We start from the raw sequence: 16,586 nt of genomic DNA on the forward strand, positions 1-16,586 counted from the left end.
GTGTCGAGGCGTCTGCGTCGATCCGTCCTCGGGCGGCTGTCGTATCTCTTACGGATCGCCGCAGGCGCCGCGGCCTCGGGAGATGCCGCGTTAACGTCGGGTGTGAGCTCACGTCCCACCCGAACGGCGTCCGTGGGCCGGGCTCCGGGCCTCGGGCCTGATCTGGCGGCTGTCTGCGCGGTCACCGGTCTCGTCGTCGCTGCCGCCCTCGTCGGATGGCGCCTTCTCCGCGCGGGTGTCGACATCTTCCTGGGCTTCCCGCCGCTGCTGGCGCAATGGCTTCCGCACGTCGGCCCGGGCACTCCGGTCGCGCTGGTCACGGCCCTGCTCGTGGCCGTACACGGGCCTCGGCTCGCCGCGCGCATGGACTGGAGGCCGCTCCTGTCCGCATCATGGGGCGCGGCGGTGGTCTGGACCCTCTCCCTCGCGCTCGTCGACGGCTGGCAGCGCGGCGTGGTCGGGCGGCTGACCAGCGACCAGGAGTACCTCTACGACGTTCCCAAGGTGGGGAGCGTGCTCGGGATGCTCCGCACGTTCTCCGACCACATCCTCACGAACCAGCCGGTGCACTGGACGACGCATGTCGGCGCCCACCCGCCGGGCGTGTTCCTGCTCTTCGTCCTGCTGGACCGGATCGGGCTGGGTGGCGGAGGGGCGGCCGGCCTGTTCGTGGTTCTGGTCGGCTCGTCGGCCTGCGTCGCGGTGGCGGTCGCGCTGCGCGCGCTCGGCGCCGAGGACGTGGCCCGGCGCACGCTGCCGTTCGGTGTCCTGCTGCCGGGTGCGGTGTGGGTCGGGGTCTCGGCCGACGGGATGTTCGCCGGTGTGCTCGCCTGGGGGGTGGCGCTGCTCGCGCTCGGCGCGACCCGCCGGGGGCGCCGAGCCGATGGGGCGGCGCTCGTGGGCGGGCTCCTGCTGGGCTACGTGCTCTACCTCTCCTACGGTCTGGCGCTGGGTGGCCTGCTGCCGCTCGTCGTCGTCGCGCTGACCCGCGCGTGGCGGGCGGCGGGCTTCGCGCAGCTCGGCGCGGCGCTCGTGGTCGCCGCGTTCACCGCAGCCGGGTTCTGGTGGCTCACCGGGTACGAGGACGTCCGCGTCATCTACGCGGCGAGCATCGCGCAGACCCGTCCCTACGAGTACTTCGTGTGGGCCGATCTCGCCGCGTTGGCCTTCGCCGTCGGGCCTGCCGTCGTCGCCGGCCTGCGCCGCGCGGCGGCCGCCCCGCGAGCCCTGCCCGCGGGGCCGGCGCTGCTCACGTCAGCCGCTCTGGCCGCGATCCTCCTCGCCGACGTCTCCGGGATGTCCAAGGGCGAGGTCGAGCGGATCTGGCTCCCGTTCGCCGTGTGGCTGGTGGTGCCGTGCGGGCTGCTGCCCCGGCGGCAGATCGGCTACTGGCTCGCCGCTCAGGCGGTGCTCGCGTTGGCCGTGAACCACCTGCTGCTCACCGTCTGGTGACCGTCTGACGGCCACGGCCGACCGTCAGCTCCACGAAGCTGCGCGCCCCCGTGTGGCATCGGGTCAGGTACAGGCCGGCTTCGGCGGCGATCCGGGTGACCGCGCGGGCGCCCACCGCCGCCCACGGCACGGGAGCGCCCGCCATGGCGGCGGTGCGGACGCGAGCCGTGCCGCGCCAGAACTCCTCCGGCCGGGCACCGGTCTCCACGAGTACCGTGCCGCCCCGGCGCACGAGTTCGGCGGCCCGTCTGAGCAGGCGTAGCGGGTCGCCGCCGATGCCGATGTTGCCGTCGGCGAGCAGCACGTGGCCCCACCGCCCCTCGCCCGGGAGCGGGGCGAACAGGTCGGCGCGCACCATCGGCGCCCGCCGCCTGCGGCACGCGGTCTCCGCCACGGCCGAGACGTCCACGCCGAGTGCCGGGAGACCACGTCCGACCAACGCCTCGACGAGCCGGCCGGGACCACAGCCCAGGTCGAGCGTCGGGCCCGTGCAGTTGTCGAGCAGCCACCGGTCCTCACCCCCTGCCTGGTGCCGCCAGCGATGCACAGCGAGCTCGACCTCGATCCCGTCGCTGCGGACGAGCCGCGCCGCTGCACCGGTGAGCGCGGGGTCGAAGCCTGCGATCAGCACGGGCCCCTCGCGGTGCGGAACGCCGGGATCGCCCCGAGGGTCGCCGCGAACCTCGTCCACGGCGCAGCCGAGGCCACGGCCAGGGCGTCGGCCGCGGTGTCGACGTCGGTGAGGGTCGGCAGCACACCGACCCGCAGTCCCGCGTCCTGCAAGGCTCGCAGCGTGCGCTCGCCGGTGTCGGCCCGGGACGTGGGCACATCGGCGATGACGGCCGCGGCCCGCGGGTCCCGCAGGCCCAGCGCCCACCAGCCGCCGTCGGCCGCCGGGCCGAGAACGGCATCGACGGGCCTCGGGCCGTCGGCGATCAGCGGGGCCGCGGCGTCGCCGAGCAGGGCGGCATCAATCTGCGGGGTGTCCATCCCGAGCTGCAGCGTCGGCAGCCCGGGGGCCAGTGCGGCGGTGTCGTCGTGCGCGGCGGCGATGCGGTGTCCCAGGTCGCAGCCGCGCTGGATCACGATCGGGACGCCGCACAGTGCCGCGCCGACCTCCCGTGCCCTGGCGGACTCCGCGAGCTTCCCCGTCATCGCGACGACCGGGCAGCCGCGGGGGACCGCGCGCACGGCGTCGAGCGTGTCCAGCAACGCTGCGGCGGCCAGGTACGCGGCCTCGTCGGGGGTGGCGGGGGGACAGAGCCGGGTCTTCACGCGGTGCGGCTGCGGTGCCTTGGCGAGCACCAGGAGCGCGACGCCGGGTCTCGCGGGGCTCACCGGAGCAGCCCGGCCATGTCCCTCGCGGCACGCAGGGAACCGCGCACCGACCCCGACACCTTCGACCGCCCCCCGGCGCGCGCCCGGTACGGCACGGGCATCTCCGCGATCCGCCAGCCGGCCGCGCCCGCCCGCAGCAGCATCTCCAGTGGATAGCCGAAGGCGCGGTCCGCGATCTGCAGGTCGAGCAGGGCCTGCCGGTGCGCCACCCGAACCGGCGCGATGTCGTGGACCGGAACGCCGCGGTGACGCAGCATCGCGGCGATGGCCGCATTCCCGGCGCGCGCGTGCCACGGCCACACCGACGCCGAGTCCGGAACCCGGCGCCCGACAGCGAGGTCGGCCCGGCCGGAGTGGACGGCCTCGGCCATCGCGGGCAGCACACCGGCGTCGAGCGAGCCGTCGCCGTCGAGGACCGCCACGACGTCGGCGCGCGCCGCCAGCAGGCCTGCGTGGACCGCGGCGCCGTAGCCGCGGTGCGGCTCGACCACCACGCGGGCGCCACAGGCGCGCGCGACGTCGCCGGTGGCGTCGGTGGAGCCGTTGTCGACGACGAGGACCGGCCAGCCGTCGGGGAGTCCGGCCAGCGCGGCCGGCAGGGCCTCCGCCTCGTCGAGGCAGGGCAGGATGATCTCAACAGAGCCGTACACGACCCTGATGGTGGACGGGATCAGTGTCTGGTGTGGCCACTCCGGCCCTTACCGATCCGTGACGTCTGCGCTGGTCATGCCCCTGCGGATGATCCAGCCGGGGCTCGCATCGGATCACGGGCGAACCGCGTGACGCCCTCGGCGAAGGTCGTCGCCGCCCGCACACCCAGCACGGCGGCTGCCTTCGCAGGGTCCGCGACGACGTGCCGGACGTCGCCCGGCCGGGCGCCTCCCGCGATGACGGGTGGCGGGCCGTCCATCGCCGCCGCGAGGGCGGCGGCGAGCTCCCCGACGGTGTGCGGTTCACCCGAGCAGACGTTCACGGCGTTCACGCCGGGTCCGGGCGGCTCGGTGGAGAGGGCAGCCACGTTCATGGCCGCCACATCCGTGACGTGGACGAAGTCGCGCCGCTGGCGGCCGTCCTCCAGCACCCGAGGCGCCTCACCCCGTTCCAGCGCGGAGCGGAAGAGCGAGGCCACGCCCGCGTAGGGGGTATCGCGTGGCATGCGCGGGCCGTAGACGTTGTGGTAGCGCAGCGACCAGACGCTGCCGGCCGTCTGCCGCGCCCACGCTCCCGCCAGGTGCTCCTGGGCCACCTTCGTGGCGGCGTAGGTGCTGCGTGGGTCGAGCGGGGCGTCCTCCGGGACGAGCCCCGGCACGAGCTCGCGGCCGCAGAGCGGGCACGTCGGTTCGTAGCGGCCCGCGTCGAGGTCCTCCTGGGCGCGCGGGCCGGGCCGCACGACCCCGTGCTCCGGGCAGTCGTACCGGCCCTCGCCGTACACCACCATCGACCCGGCGAGCACCAGCCGGTGCACCCCGGCGTTGTGCATGGCGGTGAGCAGCACCGCGGTGCCGAGGTCGTTGTGCGCGACGTAGTCGGGAGCGTCCCCGGGGTCGACGCCGTGCCCCACCATCGCGGCCTGATGGCAGACAGCGTCCATCCCCGGGAGCAGCCGGCCGAGCAGCTCGGCGTCGCGGACGTCGCCGTGCACCAGCTCGTGGCCCTGGACCCACGCCGGCGGCGCACCGGCGTGCGCCTGGGGCAGGAGGGCGTCGAGCAGCAGGACGTCATGTCCGTCGGCGGTCAGGCGATCAGCGACGTGCGAGCCGATGAAGCCCGCTCCGCCCGTGACGAGTACGCGCATGCTCCGGAGGCTAGGGGCTACTGGCTGCGCGCCGGTCCGTCCGGTGTGCTCGCCGGGGTGTGGCGGGGTGCCGGTCCGACGGCGGGCCGGCCCTGTCCCGGCTGCGCCTGATAGACGTCGCGCAGCTGGTCGATCTGCTGTGTGGTGTACGTGCGCTCGTGGCGCTGGTCGCGGATGAAGGAGGAGGCCCACGTGATCACGGCGCTGAGCCGATTGCGGTAGCCGGTGAGGAAGGCGAGGTGGATGAACAGCCAGGCCAGCCAGCCCGGAAGCCCGGCGAAGCGCAGCGGCCCGGCGGAGACGATCGCGTTGCCGCGCGACAGGTAAGCGGCCGATCCGAGGTCGTGGTAGCGGAACGGGCCGACCTCCCGGGCACCGGGGTTCTCGACCTTGTGCTTGACCCGGCGCCCGGCATACAGCCCCGCCTGCATCGCGACCTCGGCCACGCCGGGCAGCTCGTCGCGGCTCATCATGTCGCCGACGACGGAGATGTCAGGATGTCCCGGAATCGTGAGATCTGGCCCCACCTGGATGCGCCCGGCGCGGTCCTGCTGGGCGTCCGTGGCGGCCGCGAGCGCCGTGGCGAGCGGTGGCGCCTCCACCCCCGCGGCCCAGATCACGGTGCCCGCCTCGTAGCGGGCGGTCGTTCCGGCCTTGTCCCGGACGTCGATGCCGCGGGCGTCCACGTTGCTCACGATCGAGCCGAAGTGCAGCTCCACACCCATCTCCTGCAGCGCCTCGGCAGCCTTGCCCGACAGGGACTTGCCGAAGGACGGAAGCGGTGCGGTGCCGCCGTCGAAGAGCAGGACACGGGCGTCCTCCGGGCGGATGCGCCGGAACTCCGACCGCAGGGTCCGGGTGGCGAGCTCGCGGATCTGCCCTGCCAGCTCCACCCCGGTGGGCCCGGCACCGACCACGGCGAAGGTGAGCCAGCGCCGCTGCTCGTCGGGGTCCGAGGCGGTCTCGGCGAGCTCGAACGCACCGAACACCCGGCGCCGGATGTCCAGTGCGTCGGCGATGGTCTTCATCCCGGGTGCCCATTGCGCGAACTCGTCGTGCCCGTAGTACGACTGCTGCACGCCTGCGGCGATGATCAGGTCGTCGTAGGGCAGCGTCATCCGTTCGCCGCCCGGGCGCAGAGCCACGACCTCGCGGCCTGCCGGGTTCACGTCGACCACCTCCGCCAGCACGCACTCGACGTTGGTGTGCCGCTTCAGGACGTCGCGCAGGGGCGCGGCGATCTGGCCCTCGGACAGGATCCCGGTGGCGACCTGGTAGAGCAGCGGCTGGAACAAGTGGTGCTGGGCGGAGTCGACGAGCGTGACGGCGATGTCCCCGCGGCGCAGTGCACGGGCAGCGAACAGCCCGGCGAAGCCGCCCCCGACGATCACGACACGGTGTGCGGTGCTCCGACTCAGATCATCTGCCGACACGGTGTCCTCCGGTCTCGTACCCGTACTCCCTGCTCTGCCCGTCAACCCGTGGGGTCGTGCCAGTCGTCGCCATTGGACAGCAGGCTATCTGCCTCCTTCGGGCCCCACGTGCCCCGCTGGTACGGGTGCACCGGGACGACGTCACCCAGCACCGGGTCGACCACCCGCCAGGCCGCCTCCACGGTGTCCTGACGGGCGAACAACACGCGGTTCCCGTCGAGTGCTGCGCCGATGAGGCGGTCATAGGGTCGCATGTCCGCCCCGCTGTCCTCCGCGAACACCAGGTCCTGCAGCTGAGGTTCGCGTCCGGCGCCGGGTTTCTTCCCCGCGAGGGCGAGCCCGATCTCGGTGCTCGGCCAGATCCGGAAACGCAGGGTGTTGCGCAGGCGGGTGCGGCTGACCCCGAAGACGTCGAAAGGAACGGGCCGGAACCGGATGCTGACCTCCGTGGCGGTCACGGGCATCGTCTTCCCGGCGCGGATGAGGATCGGCACGCCCGACCAGCGCCACGAGTCGAGGGCGAGCCGGACCGCGACGTAGGTCTCCACCGTCGACTGCGGGTCGACGCCCTCCACGTCGTGGTAGCCGTCGTACTGGCCGCGGACGGTGTCGGCGGGGGTCAGCGGGCGGAGCGCGGAGATCACCCGTGCCTTGGCGTCGAGCCACGAGTCCGGCCCCGAGCCGTCCGGCGGGTCGGCGATGACGGTGGCGAGCACCTGCAGCATGTGGTTCTGCACGACGTCCCGGATCGCGCCGGTGTGGTCGTAGAAGCGGCCGCGGTCGGCGACGTCGAACGCCTCGGCCATCGTGATCTGGATGCTCTCCACGTGGTCGCGGTCGAGCAGGGGTTCGAACATCGAGTTGGCGAACCGGGCGACGAGGACGTCGTTGAGCGGGTCCAGGCCGAGCCAGTGATCCACCCGGTAGATCGCGTCCTCGGGGAAGTGGGCGTGCATCGTCCGGTCGAGGGCGATGGCGCTGGCCAGGTCTGTGCCGAACGGCTTCTCCACCATCACCCGGGCTCCGTCCGCCCGGCCCGCGCCGGCGATCCCCTCGGCGATGCGTCCGAACAGTACGGGGGGAACTTCCAGGTAGAACAGGGCACGCCGGCAGTCCTTGCCCATCTCCTGCGACATCGCCTCGTAGGTGGCGGCATCGTCGAGATCCCCGTCGACGTAGCGGAGCAGACCGAGCATCTTCCGGGCCGCCGGTGCGGCCGGGTCCATGTTGTTGTCGCGCAGGGACTGCGCCGCGTACTCGCGGAACCGGTCCAGGTTCCACCCGCTCTTCGCCACACCGATCACCGGCACGGTGAGCACGCCCCTGTCCACCAGCCCGACGAGCGCGGGGAACGTCTCCAGCTTGGCCAGGTCGCCGGTCGCCCCGAAGATGACCAACGCGTCGACTCGGTCCGTCGCCATGATGTGCTCCTGTCCGTCCGATGTCGTCGGGTCTGGTCAGCCGAGGCGTTCGAGCACGTGGTCGCCGACGCGCAGGGCGTTCGCCATCGCCGTCAGCGACGGGTTCACGGCTCCGATGCTCGGGAAGAAGCTCGTGTCGACGACGTAGAGGTTGTCGACCTCGTGCGTCCGGCAGTTCACGTCCAGCGCGGAGGCGAACGGGTCCACGCCGAACCTGACCGTGCCGGCCTGGTGCGCCGTCGCGCCGATCGGCATGCCCTTGTGAAGGTAGATGCTGTGGTGCAGCAGGTTCTCGTGCATCCCCAGGTCGCAGAGCCGTGACTCGAGCTCCTTGCGCAGCCGTTTGAGCCCTTCGAGGTTGTTGTTCTCGTCGAGGGTGAGCCGGATGCGCCCGTCGCGGTCGAGGGTCACCCGGTTCTCGGGCAGCGGGAGGTCCTCGCCGCAGAGCCAGAAGTCGACGGCGTGGCGGGCGAGCTCGTCGAAGGGCATCTCCGGGCTGACCCGTCCGGCCCAGTGCGGGGCGTTGGCCCGGATCTGCTCGGCGTCGGACTTGCCGAGCATCTGGATGCCGCCCATCGGGTGGTCGAAGTCGTCGGAGCCGAGGTACCAGTCGTGCAGCGCGAGGGTCTTCTGGAACCGGGTGGGGTTCGGTTCCTTCGACACGGCCATCAGCGCCAGGTTGTTGTGGCGCATGTAGTGCCGCCCGACCATGCCCGAGCCGTTGGCGAGTCCGTCGGGGTGCCGGTCGTTCGCGGAGCGCAGCAGGAGAGCCGCGGAGTTCACCGCGCCACAGGAGACCACCACGATGTCGGCGCTGAAGCGGACGACCTCGCCGTTGCCGAGCTCGGTCACCACGGCGGTGACCGTGCGGCCGCTCGGGTCCGTCTCCAGCGTGGTCACGTGGGCACCCGTGATGAGCTGGACGTTCTCGTGGCGCAGCGCCGGGTCGACGCAGATGACCTGGGCGTCGGACTTGCCGTCGACCAGGCACGGGAACCCGTCTACCCGGTCGCAGCGGATGCACGTGCTGCCGTGGGCGGCGGCGCCGTTCGGCTCCTGGGTCAGCCGCACCCCGATCGGGAGGTGGAACGGGTGCAGGCCCTGCTTCTCGAGATCGTCGGCCAGCTGCTGGATCCGGGGCGCGTGCATGACCGGGGGGAAGGGGTAGTCCGAGGTCGCGTCGCCCCCGGTCGGGTCCTCGCCGTGGCGGCCGTGCACGTCGTAGAGGTGCTCGGCCTCGGTGTAGTACGGCTCCAGGTCGGAGTACCCGATCGGCCAGGCGGGGGAGATGCCGTCGTAGTGGCGCAGCTCGCCGAAGTCCTGCGGGCGCAGCCGGAACAGTGCGGCCCCGTAGAACTTCGTGTTGCCCCCGACGTAGTAGTTCACCTCGGGCGGGAACTCGTTGCCGTTCCTGTCCAGCCAGAACTCCGGCGCCCGGTAGCGGCCCTTCACGAACACCTCGGTCGAGTCCCAGTTGGCCCGCTCCCGCGGCAGGTAGCCACCGCGCTCGAGCATCAGGATCCGCTTTCCCGACGGGGCCAGCCGATGCGCGAACGTGCCGCCGCCGGCACCCGTGCCGATGACGATGACGTCGTAGTGGGTGTCGGGGCGCGTGATGTCGGAGTGCGGATCCTCAGGCACCGGGCCTCCTCGTGGTGGGCGCGCCGGCGAGTGGCGCGGGCGCGCCCACGGTGCGACGGGTCGCGGGACGGCACATCACCTGCGTGAGGTGAGCGGGATCCGGCAGCCGGAGGCGCCGTCACCGGCCCAGGGAACTGGGCTCCCCGCCCTGCGTGGGACGTGCTCCCGCACGCCGTGGTGGTGGGGCACCCCCGCCACCACAGAGGTGGGTACACCCCGGCGGCCCGGGTGCTGCCTCCCTCCTCGCGAGAGGTGACGTCGCGGATGCTCGGTCGTGACATCGTCGCGAGAACGAGAGGGGAGGCGGTCGTGACAGCTCGAATCGTCGCGCATTGGCACTGCGGATCCTGCGACGTCGCGGGCCGTGATCCCGAGTCGGAGCCGAGCTGCTGGAACTGCGGCGGCGCCGTCACCGTCACGGCGCGGCCGTCGCAGGTGTGGTCGGAATCGGTGGACTGAGCGGTCGGTTCGAGGGCCGGGCGGGGACCGCTGGTTTCGGCTAACCGGTCTGCCCGTCGTCGTCAGGCGTCGCCTGCGACAGGGTCGGGTAGTCGGTGTAGCCCCTGTGGTCGCCGCCGTAGGCCAGGCTGAAGTCGGGGGTGTTCAACGGCCCGCCGTGCTGCAGCCGTCGCGGCAGGTCCGGGTTGGCCAGGAACAGCGAGGCGAAGGACACCAGGTCGGCCGCGCCGGTCTCGATGAGCTTCAATGCCTCCGGTCCGGTGAATCCGCCCGGGGTGTACGGATTGAGGATGAACGTTCCGTTCCAGCGTTCCCGCAGATGTTCGGTGAACTCCGTGTCGGTTCCCTCGGCGATGTGCAGATAGGCCAGGCCGATCGGGCCGAGCGCATCGAGCAGTGCGAGATAGGTGTCGCGGTGGTTGTCCTCGAGGATGTCCTGGTAGCCGCTGACCGGCGAGATTCGCACTCCCAGCCGGTCGGCGTCGATCGCATCCGCAATCGCCGTGGCCACTTCCACCGTGAACCGGATCCGCCCCTGAACGGTGCCGCCCCACCCGTCGTCGCGCTGGTTGGCATTCGTCGACAGGAACTGGTGTGGCAGGAAGCCGTAGCCCGCGTGCACCTCCACGCCGTCGAAGCCTGCTGCGATCGCGTTGCGCGCCGCCGCCGCATAGTCCTCGATCGTTGCCCGGATGCCCGCTGCGTCCAGCGCTCGCGGGGTGACGAACTCCTGCGGACCGTCCGGGGTGAACGTCGTGCCGGCAGCCTTCACCGGCGACGGGCCGACCGGGGTGAGGTTGTCCTCGTGCAAGCTGGGGTGCCCGACGCGGCCGGCGTGCATCAGCTGCGCGAAGATCAGGCCCTCCTGCTCGTGGACACCTCGGGTCACCGCGTGCCACGCCTCCACCTGTTCTCCGGAGTGCAGGCCCGGCGTGTTCGGATGAGCCTGGCCGATCCGTGACGGTTGAGCGCTTTCGGCGATGATGAGCCCGGCGCCGGCTCGCTGGGCGTAGTAGGTCGCCATCAGCGGGGTCGGGCCGCGCCCCGGCCCGTATGCGCGGTTGCGCGTCATCGGCGCCATCACCACGCGGTTGCGCAGGGTGTAGCGGCCGAGGGTGGTTGGTTCGAATGCGAGGGACATGTCTCTGCTCCTTGGTGGGCGCGCCGGCTCAGTTGCCACTGGCGGCGGACGTCGCGCAGCCGTCCGGGGCGCACATCCCGTCGGCTTCGGTCACGGGCAGCAGCGGCGTGACGCCGGTCGAACGGCCCTCGTGCCGGACGGCGGCCATGGCCGAGTGGAGTTCGTCGGTTCCGACGGCGCCGGAGAGGGCGTACCGGCCGTCCAGGACGATGAAGGGCGTGCCGCGAGCACCGAGTCGTCGGGCTGCGAGCTGGTCGGCCGCCACCTGCGTGCGGTAACGCCTGCTCTGCAGTGCCTCGGCCGCGCCGTCGCGATCCAGGTGCACCTCCGCGGCGAAGTCGAGCACCTGTTCGGCTGTCCACAGCTTCCGGGCCTGGCCGAAGTGGACCCGGAACATCGCCGACCAGATCTCGTTGCCACGGCCCTGTTCGGTTGCGTACGCAAGCAGTTCGTGAGCGAAGTCGGTGGGGCCGAGCGTGCGATCCAGCGCGTAGTAGGGCGAAAGCCCTTCGGCTGCAGCGAGCTTCTCGATCGATCCCACGAGCTGTTCACCAGCGGCGCGTTCCACACCGAACATCTCGAACAGCCGACGTTGCGTGACCCCTTCCCGTGGCAGATCGGGATGCAGCTGAAACGACCGGTGAGTGATCCGCACGTCCGCGCCGTGTTCGAAACGGTCCACAGCCCGTCGCAGCCGGTGGTCCATCAGCCCGCACCAGGGGCAGACGATGTCCGACCAGAATTCGATGTTCATCTCGCTCCTTACTTACGATTTGTGCGTAGCCGCATCCTCTATTAGTTTCGAGAGGCCTACAAAAGGCACATTCATGTGCGTGGCGGCGACGAGCTGGGAGCGGCTGTGAGCGGGAAGACCGTGCGAGCGGCACGCACCGGCGTCCGGAGGGCCGTGCGAGAGGTGCCGGGTCCCTGCGCGCACTGGAACGACGAGGACGCGGACTTCATCCGGGAGATCCTCGACCTGGTCGGCGACAAGTGGAGCGTGTTGATCATCGGCTCCCTCGAGCGGGGCCCGACCCGCTACTCCGACCTCGCCGACCTGATCCCCGGCATCTCGCAGCGGATGCTGACACTCACGCTGAAGCAGCTGCAGCGCAACGGGCTCGTCACCCGAACCGCCTACCCCGAGGTCCCGCCGCGCGTCGAGTACGCCCTGACGGAGCTGGGCACCTCGTTGCTGTCCACTGTGCTGGCGCTGGCTGCGTGGTCGGCCGACCGGCACGGCGAGATCCGTCGCCACCAGCAGGCGTTCGACGCCGACGTGGCCTCCCCGTCCTGAGCGTCGCGGACCCGCGTCGGATTGCGGCGGGTCCCGCGGCGGTGTACGCGCTCCGGTCTCCTCCTTATCGGGTGATGCATCGGTGCACCGGCAACCGCGACGGTTGGCCTGCCGGCTCCACGACGCAGGAGGCCACCATGACCGAGGCAGCGATCTCCGACCACGGCCTGATCGGTGATCTCCAGACTGCTGCGCTGGTCAGCACGGACGGTTCCGTCGACTGGTTCTGCTGCCCGCGCTTCGACTCGCCGAGCGTGTTCGGCGCCCTCCTCGACGACGAGAAGGGCGGCCACTTCCGGATCCGGCCGCACGCCGACTACGACTCGCGGCAGCTGTACCTACCGGACACCGCTGTACTCATCACCCGGTTCACCACCGCGAGCGGGATGGGCGAGGTGGTCGACTTCATGCCCCCTGCAGGCAACGTTGCCACCGCGAACCACAAGCTCATCCGGATGGTGCGTTGCGTCCGCGGAGAGATGACCTTCGACTTCGACATCGCGCCGCGCTTCGACTACGGCCGCAAGGCCCACCGCACGGACATGACGCGCAACGGGGTGGTCTTCAGCACCGACACGCAGACGCTCACCCTGCACGTCGTGCGCGAGCCCGGCGACGAGCTGCTGGCCCAGGTCCGCATCGACGAGAACGACCTGCACGTCTCGGTCGCGCTGAAGGCCGGTGACGTCCGGGGTGTGGTGCTGGAGTCGGCCGCGGAGGGCCCACCGCGGGAGATCCGGGTGGCGGAGTTCCAGCAGATGCACGACGAGACCGTCCGGTACTGGCGCACCTGGCTGCACCGCAGCACCTACACGGGTCGCTGGCGGGAGATCCTCCAGCGCTCGGCGATCACCCTCAAGCTCATGACCTACGCGCCGAGCGGTGGTCTGGTGGCTGCGCCCACGACCGGGCTGCCGGAGCAGGTCGGCGGTGAGCGCAACTGGGACTACCGCTACACCTGGGTGCGGGACGCGTCGTTCTCGGTCTACGCGCTGCTGCGGCTCGGGTTCCTGGAGGAGTCTGCGAAGTTCAGCCAATGGCTGCGAGACCGTGCCGACGAGCGGGTGGGTGGGGAGGGCGGCCCGCTCAACATCATGTACCGGGTCGACGGGTCCTCGGACCTCAAGGAGGAGTCGCTGGACCACTGGTCGGGCTACCGGGGCTCGCGCCCGGTCCGGATCGGCAACGGCGCGGCCGACCAGCTCCAGCTCGACATCTACGGCGAGGCGCTCGACAGCATCTTCTTCGCCGACAAGCGCGGCCTCGAGGTCGGGCACCGCGGCTGGCTGGCGGTGCGGGAACTGCTGAACTGGCTCACGGAGCACTGGGACCAGCCGGAGGAGGGCATCTGGGAGACGCGCGGCGGGCGCAAGGATTTCACCTACGGGCGGCTGATGAGCTGGGTGGCGTTCGACCGGGGGATCCGGATGGCGGCCGTGCACGGGCGTCCGGCCTCTCTCATGCGGTGGACCGAGGCACGTGACGCGATCTACGAGCAGATCATGGAGAAGGGCTGGAACCCCGAGAGCCGGGCGTTCGTCCAGCACTACGGCAGCGACACGCTCGACTCCTCGTTGCTGCGGATGTCCAGCGTCGGGTTCATCTCACCGTACGACCCGATGTGGGCCTCCACGCTCAGGGCGATGGAGGACCAGCTGGTCACCGACAGCCTCGTCTACCGGTACAACCCGGAGGCCTCGCCCGACGGACTGCGGGGCTCGGAGGGCACGTTCTCGCTCTGCTCGTTCATGTTCGTCGACGCGCTCGCGCGGGCAGGCAGGCTGGAGGACGCGCGGCTCGCGTTCGAGAAGATGCTCACCTACGCCAACCACGTGGGGCTCTTCTCCGAGGAGATCGCCCTCTCCGGCGAGCAGATCGGCAACTTCCCCCAGGCCTTCACCCACCTCGCTCTGATCGACGCCGCGATCACGCTCGACGAGGCGCTCGACCGGGGCCGTCCGGCACTGATGGGGGACTGAGGTGGACGCGGTCGACCTGGCGCGCCTGCAGTTCGCGAGCACGTCGATCTACCACTTCCTGTTCGTGCCGCTCACGATCGGGTTGGCATTGCTCGTCGCGCTCCTGCAGACGCAGTGGTACCGCACCGACCGGTCGGAGTACCTCCGCCTGACCAGGTTCTTCGGCATCCTGCTCGTGATCAACGTGGCGGTCGGGGTGGTCACCGGCCTCGTGCAGGAGTTCCAGTTCGGGATGAACTGGTCGGGCTACTCGCGGTTCGTGGGCGACGTGTTCGGTGCCCCGCTCGCGATGGAAGGGCTCGCCGCGTTCTTCCTCGAGTCGACGTTCCTCGGGCTGTGGCTCTTCGGCTGGAACCGGCTGTCGCGCCGGGTGCATCTCGCGACGATCTGGATGGTCGCGCTCGGAGGCGTGCTCTCGGCCGCGTTCATCATGGCGGCGAACTCGTGGATGCAGAACCCGGTCGGCTACACGATCAACCCGGACACCGGACGTGCGCAGCTCACCGACATCGGGGCGGTACTGACCAACCCCGTGTTCCTGCGCAGCTACCTGCACGTGCTGCTCGCGTCGCTGATCACCGCGGCCGTCGTCATGCTGGCGATCTCGGCGTGGCACCTGCGCCGCCGGCCCGACGACTCCGGTTTCCGCCGCTCCGCGCAGCTCGCCCTGGTGGTGCTGGCGCCGGCCACGATGATCAACCTGCTGGTCGGCAGCGAGCTCGGCGTCACCGAGGGCGAGTTCCAGCCGATGAAGATCGCGGCGGCCGAGGCGCAGTGGGACACCTGCCAGCCGTGCTCGTTCTCGATGTTCCAGATCGGCGGCGGCAACAACGACCAGACCCCGGACAAGATCATCGCGATCCCGCATCTCCTGTCCCTGCTCGCCACGAACTCGTGGGACGGGAAGGTGGTGGGCATGAACGAGCTGCAGGCCCAGTACGAGCAACAGTACGGGCCGGGCTACTACATCCCCAACGTCTTCATCCAGTACTGGGCGATGCGGGTGATGGCCTACCTCGCGAGCCTCATCCTCCTGATATCGCTGTGGGGCCTGTGGCGATGGAAGCGGCTGGAGTCCTCGCCGTGGTTCCTGCGGGTGGCGTTGTGGAGTCTCCCGCTGCCGTTCATCGTCAACACCGCGGGCTGGGTGCTCACCGAGAACGGCCGCCAGCCCTGGATCGTGCAGGGGTTGCAGCTCACCCGCGACGCCGCGTCGCCGTCGGTGAGCGCGGGCACGATCGTCGTGAGCCTCGTGGTCTTCGTCGTGCTGTACGGCGTGCTCGCCGTCGTGGACTGGACGCTGATGGCGCGCTACGCCGCTCGGGAGCTCGAGCCCGAGGAGGCTCCGGACGAGGCTGAGCAGCCGGTCCACGCGCCGAGCTACTGAGCGGGAGGCCCGATGGAGATCTTCTGGTTCATCGTCCTGGTCGTGGTCTGGATGGGCTTCCTGCTGCTGGAGGGCTTCGACTTCGGCGTCGGGATGCTGCACCGTGTGGTGGGCCGCGACGAGGAGGGCCGGTCGCTGGCCATCCGGACGATCGGTCCGGTGTGGGACGGCAACGAGGTCTGGCTGATCGTCGCCATCGCCGCGACCTTCGCCGCGTTCCCCTCCTGGTACGCGACGGCGCTCTCGGCCTTCTACCCGGTGATCCTCATCGTGCTGGTGGCGCTGATCCTGCGTGGGGTGTCCTTCGAGTTCCGGTCGCACACGACGTCCGATCGGAGCCGGAATCTGTGGTCCGGCGCGCTGGCCGTCGGGAGCCTGGTCGCGCCGCTCGGCCTCGGGATCATGCTCGGCGGCTTCCTGGGCGGGATCCCGATCGACGCACAAGAGGAGTTCGTCGGAGGGTTCGGTGACCTGTTCCGGCCCTACGCCGTGCTGACCGGTGTGACGATCACGCTGGTCAGCCTGCTGCACGGCGCCGTGTTCCTCGCCATGCGCACCACGGAGGACATCCGCATGCGGGCGCTGGGCATCGCGAAGGTCCTCGGACCCGTCGTGGCGCTGGTCGTCATCGCCTGGGTCGCGCTGACCCGCTTCGACTCGGGGGGCGCGCTGCTCTCGGTGATCGAGCTCGCCACCGCGATCGTCGTGATCGCCGCCGCGCTGCTGGTGCACGTGGAGCGGGAGGTCGCCGCGTTCGTCGCGACGTGTGCCACGACGGTGGGTGTGGTGGTGTCGCTCTTCTCGGAGCTCTACCCCCGCGTGATGGTGTCGAGCCTCGGCGCCGCGAACGACCTGACGGTGGCCGGTACGGCATCGGGACCCTACGCGCTGGGCGTGATGACCGTCGTACTCGTCGTGTTGTTGCCGATCATTCTGATCTACCAGGGCTGGACGCTCCACGTGTTCCGCAACCGCGTGACCCGGGCGGACCTGCCGGAGGACGGTGGCGGGCACGGTCCGCCGCCCGCTGCGCCGGCCGTCGTGGGCGCCGAGCGTGACGGTGGCCGCAACGGCCAGGACCTGCCCCCGGGCGAGCCCGAGAACTCCTACCGTCGCGGCTTCCGGTTCGCCGCGTGGGTGCTGTCGTGGGCGGCGGCGCTGGCTGTCGCCCTGTTCAGGGGGCGTGGTGGCCGCTCCGGTGCGGGCCGCACTCCGAGGCCGCGGCCTGCGGCCCAGCGGTAGG

15 protein-coding genes are annotated in these 16,586 nt (G+C 71.1%); 6 read left to right on the top strand and 9 right to left on the bottom strand.

Features of this window, described 5'->3' with window-relative positions; translation table 11 throughout:
- Nucleotides 1-102: 102 nt before the first annotated feature.
- A complete protein-coding gene (locus tag MMF94_RS29825; RefSeq protein ID WP_241040613.1) occupies nucleotides 103-1,452 on the top strand; it encodes a hypothetical protein in 1,350 nt (449 codons plus the stop codon).
- Here MMF94_RS29825 and MMF94_RS29830 read toward each other — a convergent pair.
- The 7 genes from MMF94_RS29830 to MMF94_RS29860 all read right to left on the bottom strand — a co-directional run bounded on the left by MMF94_RS29830 (nucleotide 1,439) and on the right by MMF94_RS29860 (nucleotide 9,080).
- Nucleotides 1,439-2,083 (bottom strand): methyltransferase domain-containing protein, encoded by a 645-nt coding sequence (locus MMF94_RS29830; RefSeq protein WP_241040614.1) that lies wholly within the window; start codon nucleotides 2,081-2,083, stop codon nucleotides 1,439-1,441. The two genes, MMF94_RS29825 and MMF94_RS29830, sit on opposite strands and share 14 nt — an antisense overlap.
- Nucleotides 2,077-2,790 (bottom strand): TIGR04282 family arsenosugar biosynthesis glycosyltransferase, encoded by a 714-nt coding sequence (locus MMF94_RS29835; protein ID WP_241040617.1) that lies wholly within the window; start codon nucleotides 2,788-2,790, stop codon nucleotides 2,077-2,079. The genes MMF94_RS29830 and MMF94_RS29835 overlap by 7 nt, the downstream gene beginning before the upstream one ends.
- The gene (locus MMF94_RS29840; protein ID WP_241040618.1) at nucleotides 2,787-3,440 is read right to left on the bottom strand and encodes a glycosyltransferase family 2 protein; all 654 of its coding nucleotides are present in this window, start codon (nucleotides 3,438-3,440) and stop codon (nucleotides 2,787-2,789) included. Before MMF94_RS29840 ends, MMF94_RS29835 begins: the two co-directional genes overlap by 4 nt.
- 74 nt (nucleotides 3,441-3,514) lie before the next feature.
- The gene (locus MMF94_RS29845) at nucleotides 3,515-4,585 is read right to left on the bottom strand and encodes an NAD-dependent epimerase/dehydratase family protein (RefSeq protein WP_241040619.1); all 1,071 of its coding nucleotides are present in this window, start codon (nucleotides 4,583-4,585) and stop codon (nucleotides 3,515-3,517) included.
- Between the two features lie 17 nt (nucleotides 4,586-4,602).
- Nucleotides 4,603-6,018, bottom strand: coding sequence for an NAD(P)/FAD-dependent oxidoreductase (locus tag MMF94_RS29850; protein ID WP_241040621.1), 1,416 nt, complete (start codon nucleotides 6,016-6,018; stop codon nucleotides 4,603-4,605).
- Nucleotides 6,019-6,059: 41 nt separating this feature from the next.
- Nucleotides 6,060-7,439, bottom strand: coding sequence for a glucose-6-phosphate dehydrogenase (gene zwf, locus MMF94_RS29855; protein ID WP_241040623.1), 1,380 nt, complete (start codon nucleotides 7,437-7,439; stop codon nucleotides 6,060-6,062).
- Nucleotides 7,440-7,475: 36 nt separating this feature from the next.
- Entirely contained in the window at nucleotides 7,476-9,080 is a 1,605-nt protein-coding gene (locus MMF94_RS29860; protein WP_241040624.1) for a GMC oxidoreductase, read from the bottom strand.
- A gap of 309 nt (nucleotides 9,081-9,389) precedes the next feature.
- Between MMF94_RS29860 and MMF94_RS29865 the strand changes: the two genes are divergently transcribed.
- Nucleotides 9,390-9,539 carry a hypothetical protein gene (locus tag MMF94_RS29865; protein ID WP_241040625.1) on the top strand — a complete coding sequence of 50 codons (150 nt, stop codon included), beginning with the start codon at nucleotides 9,390-9,392 and terminating at the stop codon, nucleotides 9,537-9,539.
- Between the two features lie 40 nt (nucleotides 9,540-9,579).
- Here MMF94_RS29865 and MMF94_RS29870 read toward each other — a convergent pair whose 3' ends face one another.
- Both MMF94_RS29870 and MMF94_RS29875 read right to left on the bottom strand, forming a co-directional pair.
- Entirely contained in the window at nucleotides 9,580-10,680 is a 1,101-nt protein-coding gene (locus MMF94_RS29870) for an alkene reductase (RefSeq protein ID WP_241040626.1), read from the bottom strand.
- Between the two features lie 28 nt (nucleotides 10,681-10,708).
- Nucleotides 10,709-11,434 (bottom strand): DsbA family oxidoreductase, encoded by a 726-nt coding sequence (locus tag MMF94_RS29875; protein ID WP_241040627.1) that lies wholly within the window; start codon nucleotides 11,432-11,434, stop codon nucleotides 10,709-10,711.
- Between the two features lie 105 nt (nucleotides 11,435-11,539).
- Here MMF94_RS29875 and MMF94_RS29880 point away from each other — a divergent pair, with 105 nt between their 5' ends.
- From MMF94_RS29880 to cydB, 4 genes are all read left to right on the top strand, one after another.
- Nucleotides 11,540-11,977, top strand: a complete 438-nt coding sequence (locus MMF94_RS29880) for a winged helix-turn-helix transcriptional regulator (protein ID WP_241040629.1) — start codon at nucleotides 11,540-11,542, stop codon at nucleotides 11,975-11,977.
- Between the two features lie 137 nt (nucleotides 11,978-12,114).
- Complete coding sequence (locus MMF94_RS29885) at nucleotides 12,115-13,956, top strand: glycoside hydrolase family 15 protein (RefSeq protein WP_241040631.1); 1,842 nt, start codon at nucleotides 12,115-12,117, stop codon at nucleotides 13,954-13,956.
- 1 nt (nucleotide 13,957) lies between these two features.
- Nucleotides 13,958-15,343 carry a cytochrome ubiquinol oxidase subunit I gene (locus MMF94_RS29890; protein WP_241040632.1) on the top strand — a complete coding sequence of 462 codons (1,386 nt, stop codon included), beginning with the start codon at nucleotides 13,958-13,960 and terminating at the stop codon, nucleotides 15,341-15,343.
- Between the two features lie 12 nt (nucleotides 15,344-15,355).
- Nucleotides 15,356-16,585: a cytochrome d ubiquinol oxidase subunit II gene (cydB, locus tag MMF94_RS29895; protein WP_241040633.1), complete on the top strand. Its 1,230-nt coding sequence runs from the start codon at nucleotides 15,356-15,358 to the stop codon at nucleotides 16,583-16,585.
- Nucleotide 16,586 lies beyond the last annotated feature (1 nt).

This window comes from Pseudonocardia alaniniphila (assembly GCF_022524485.1).
GTDB lineage: Bacteria > Actinomycetota > Actinomycetes > Mycobacteriales > Pseudonocardiaceae > Pseudonocardia > Pseudonocardia alaniniphila.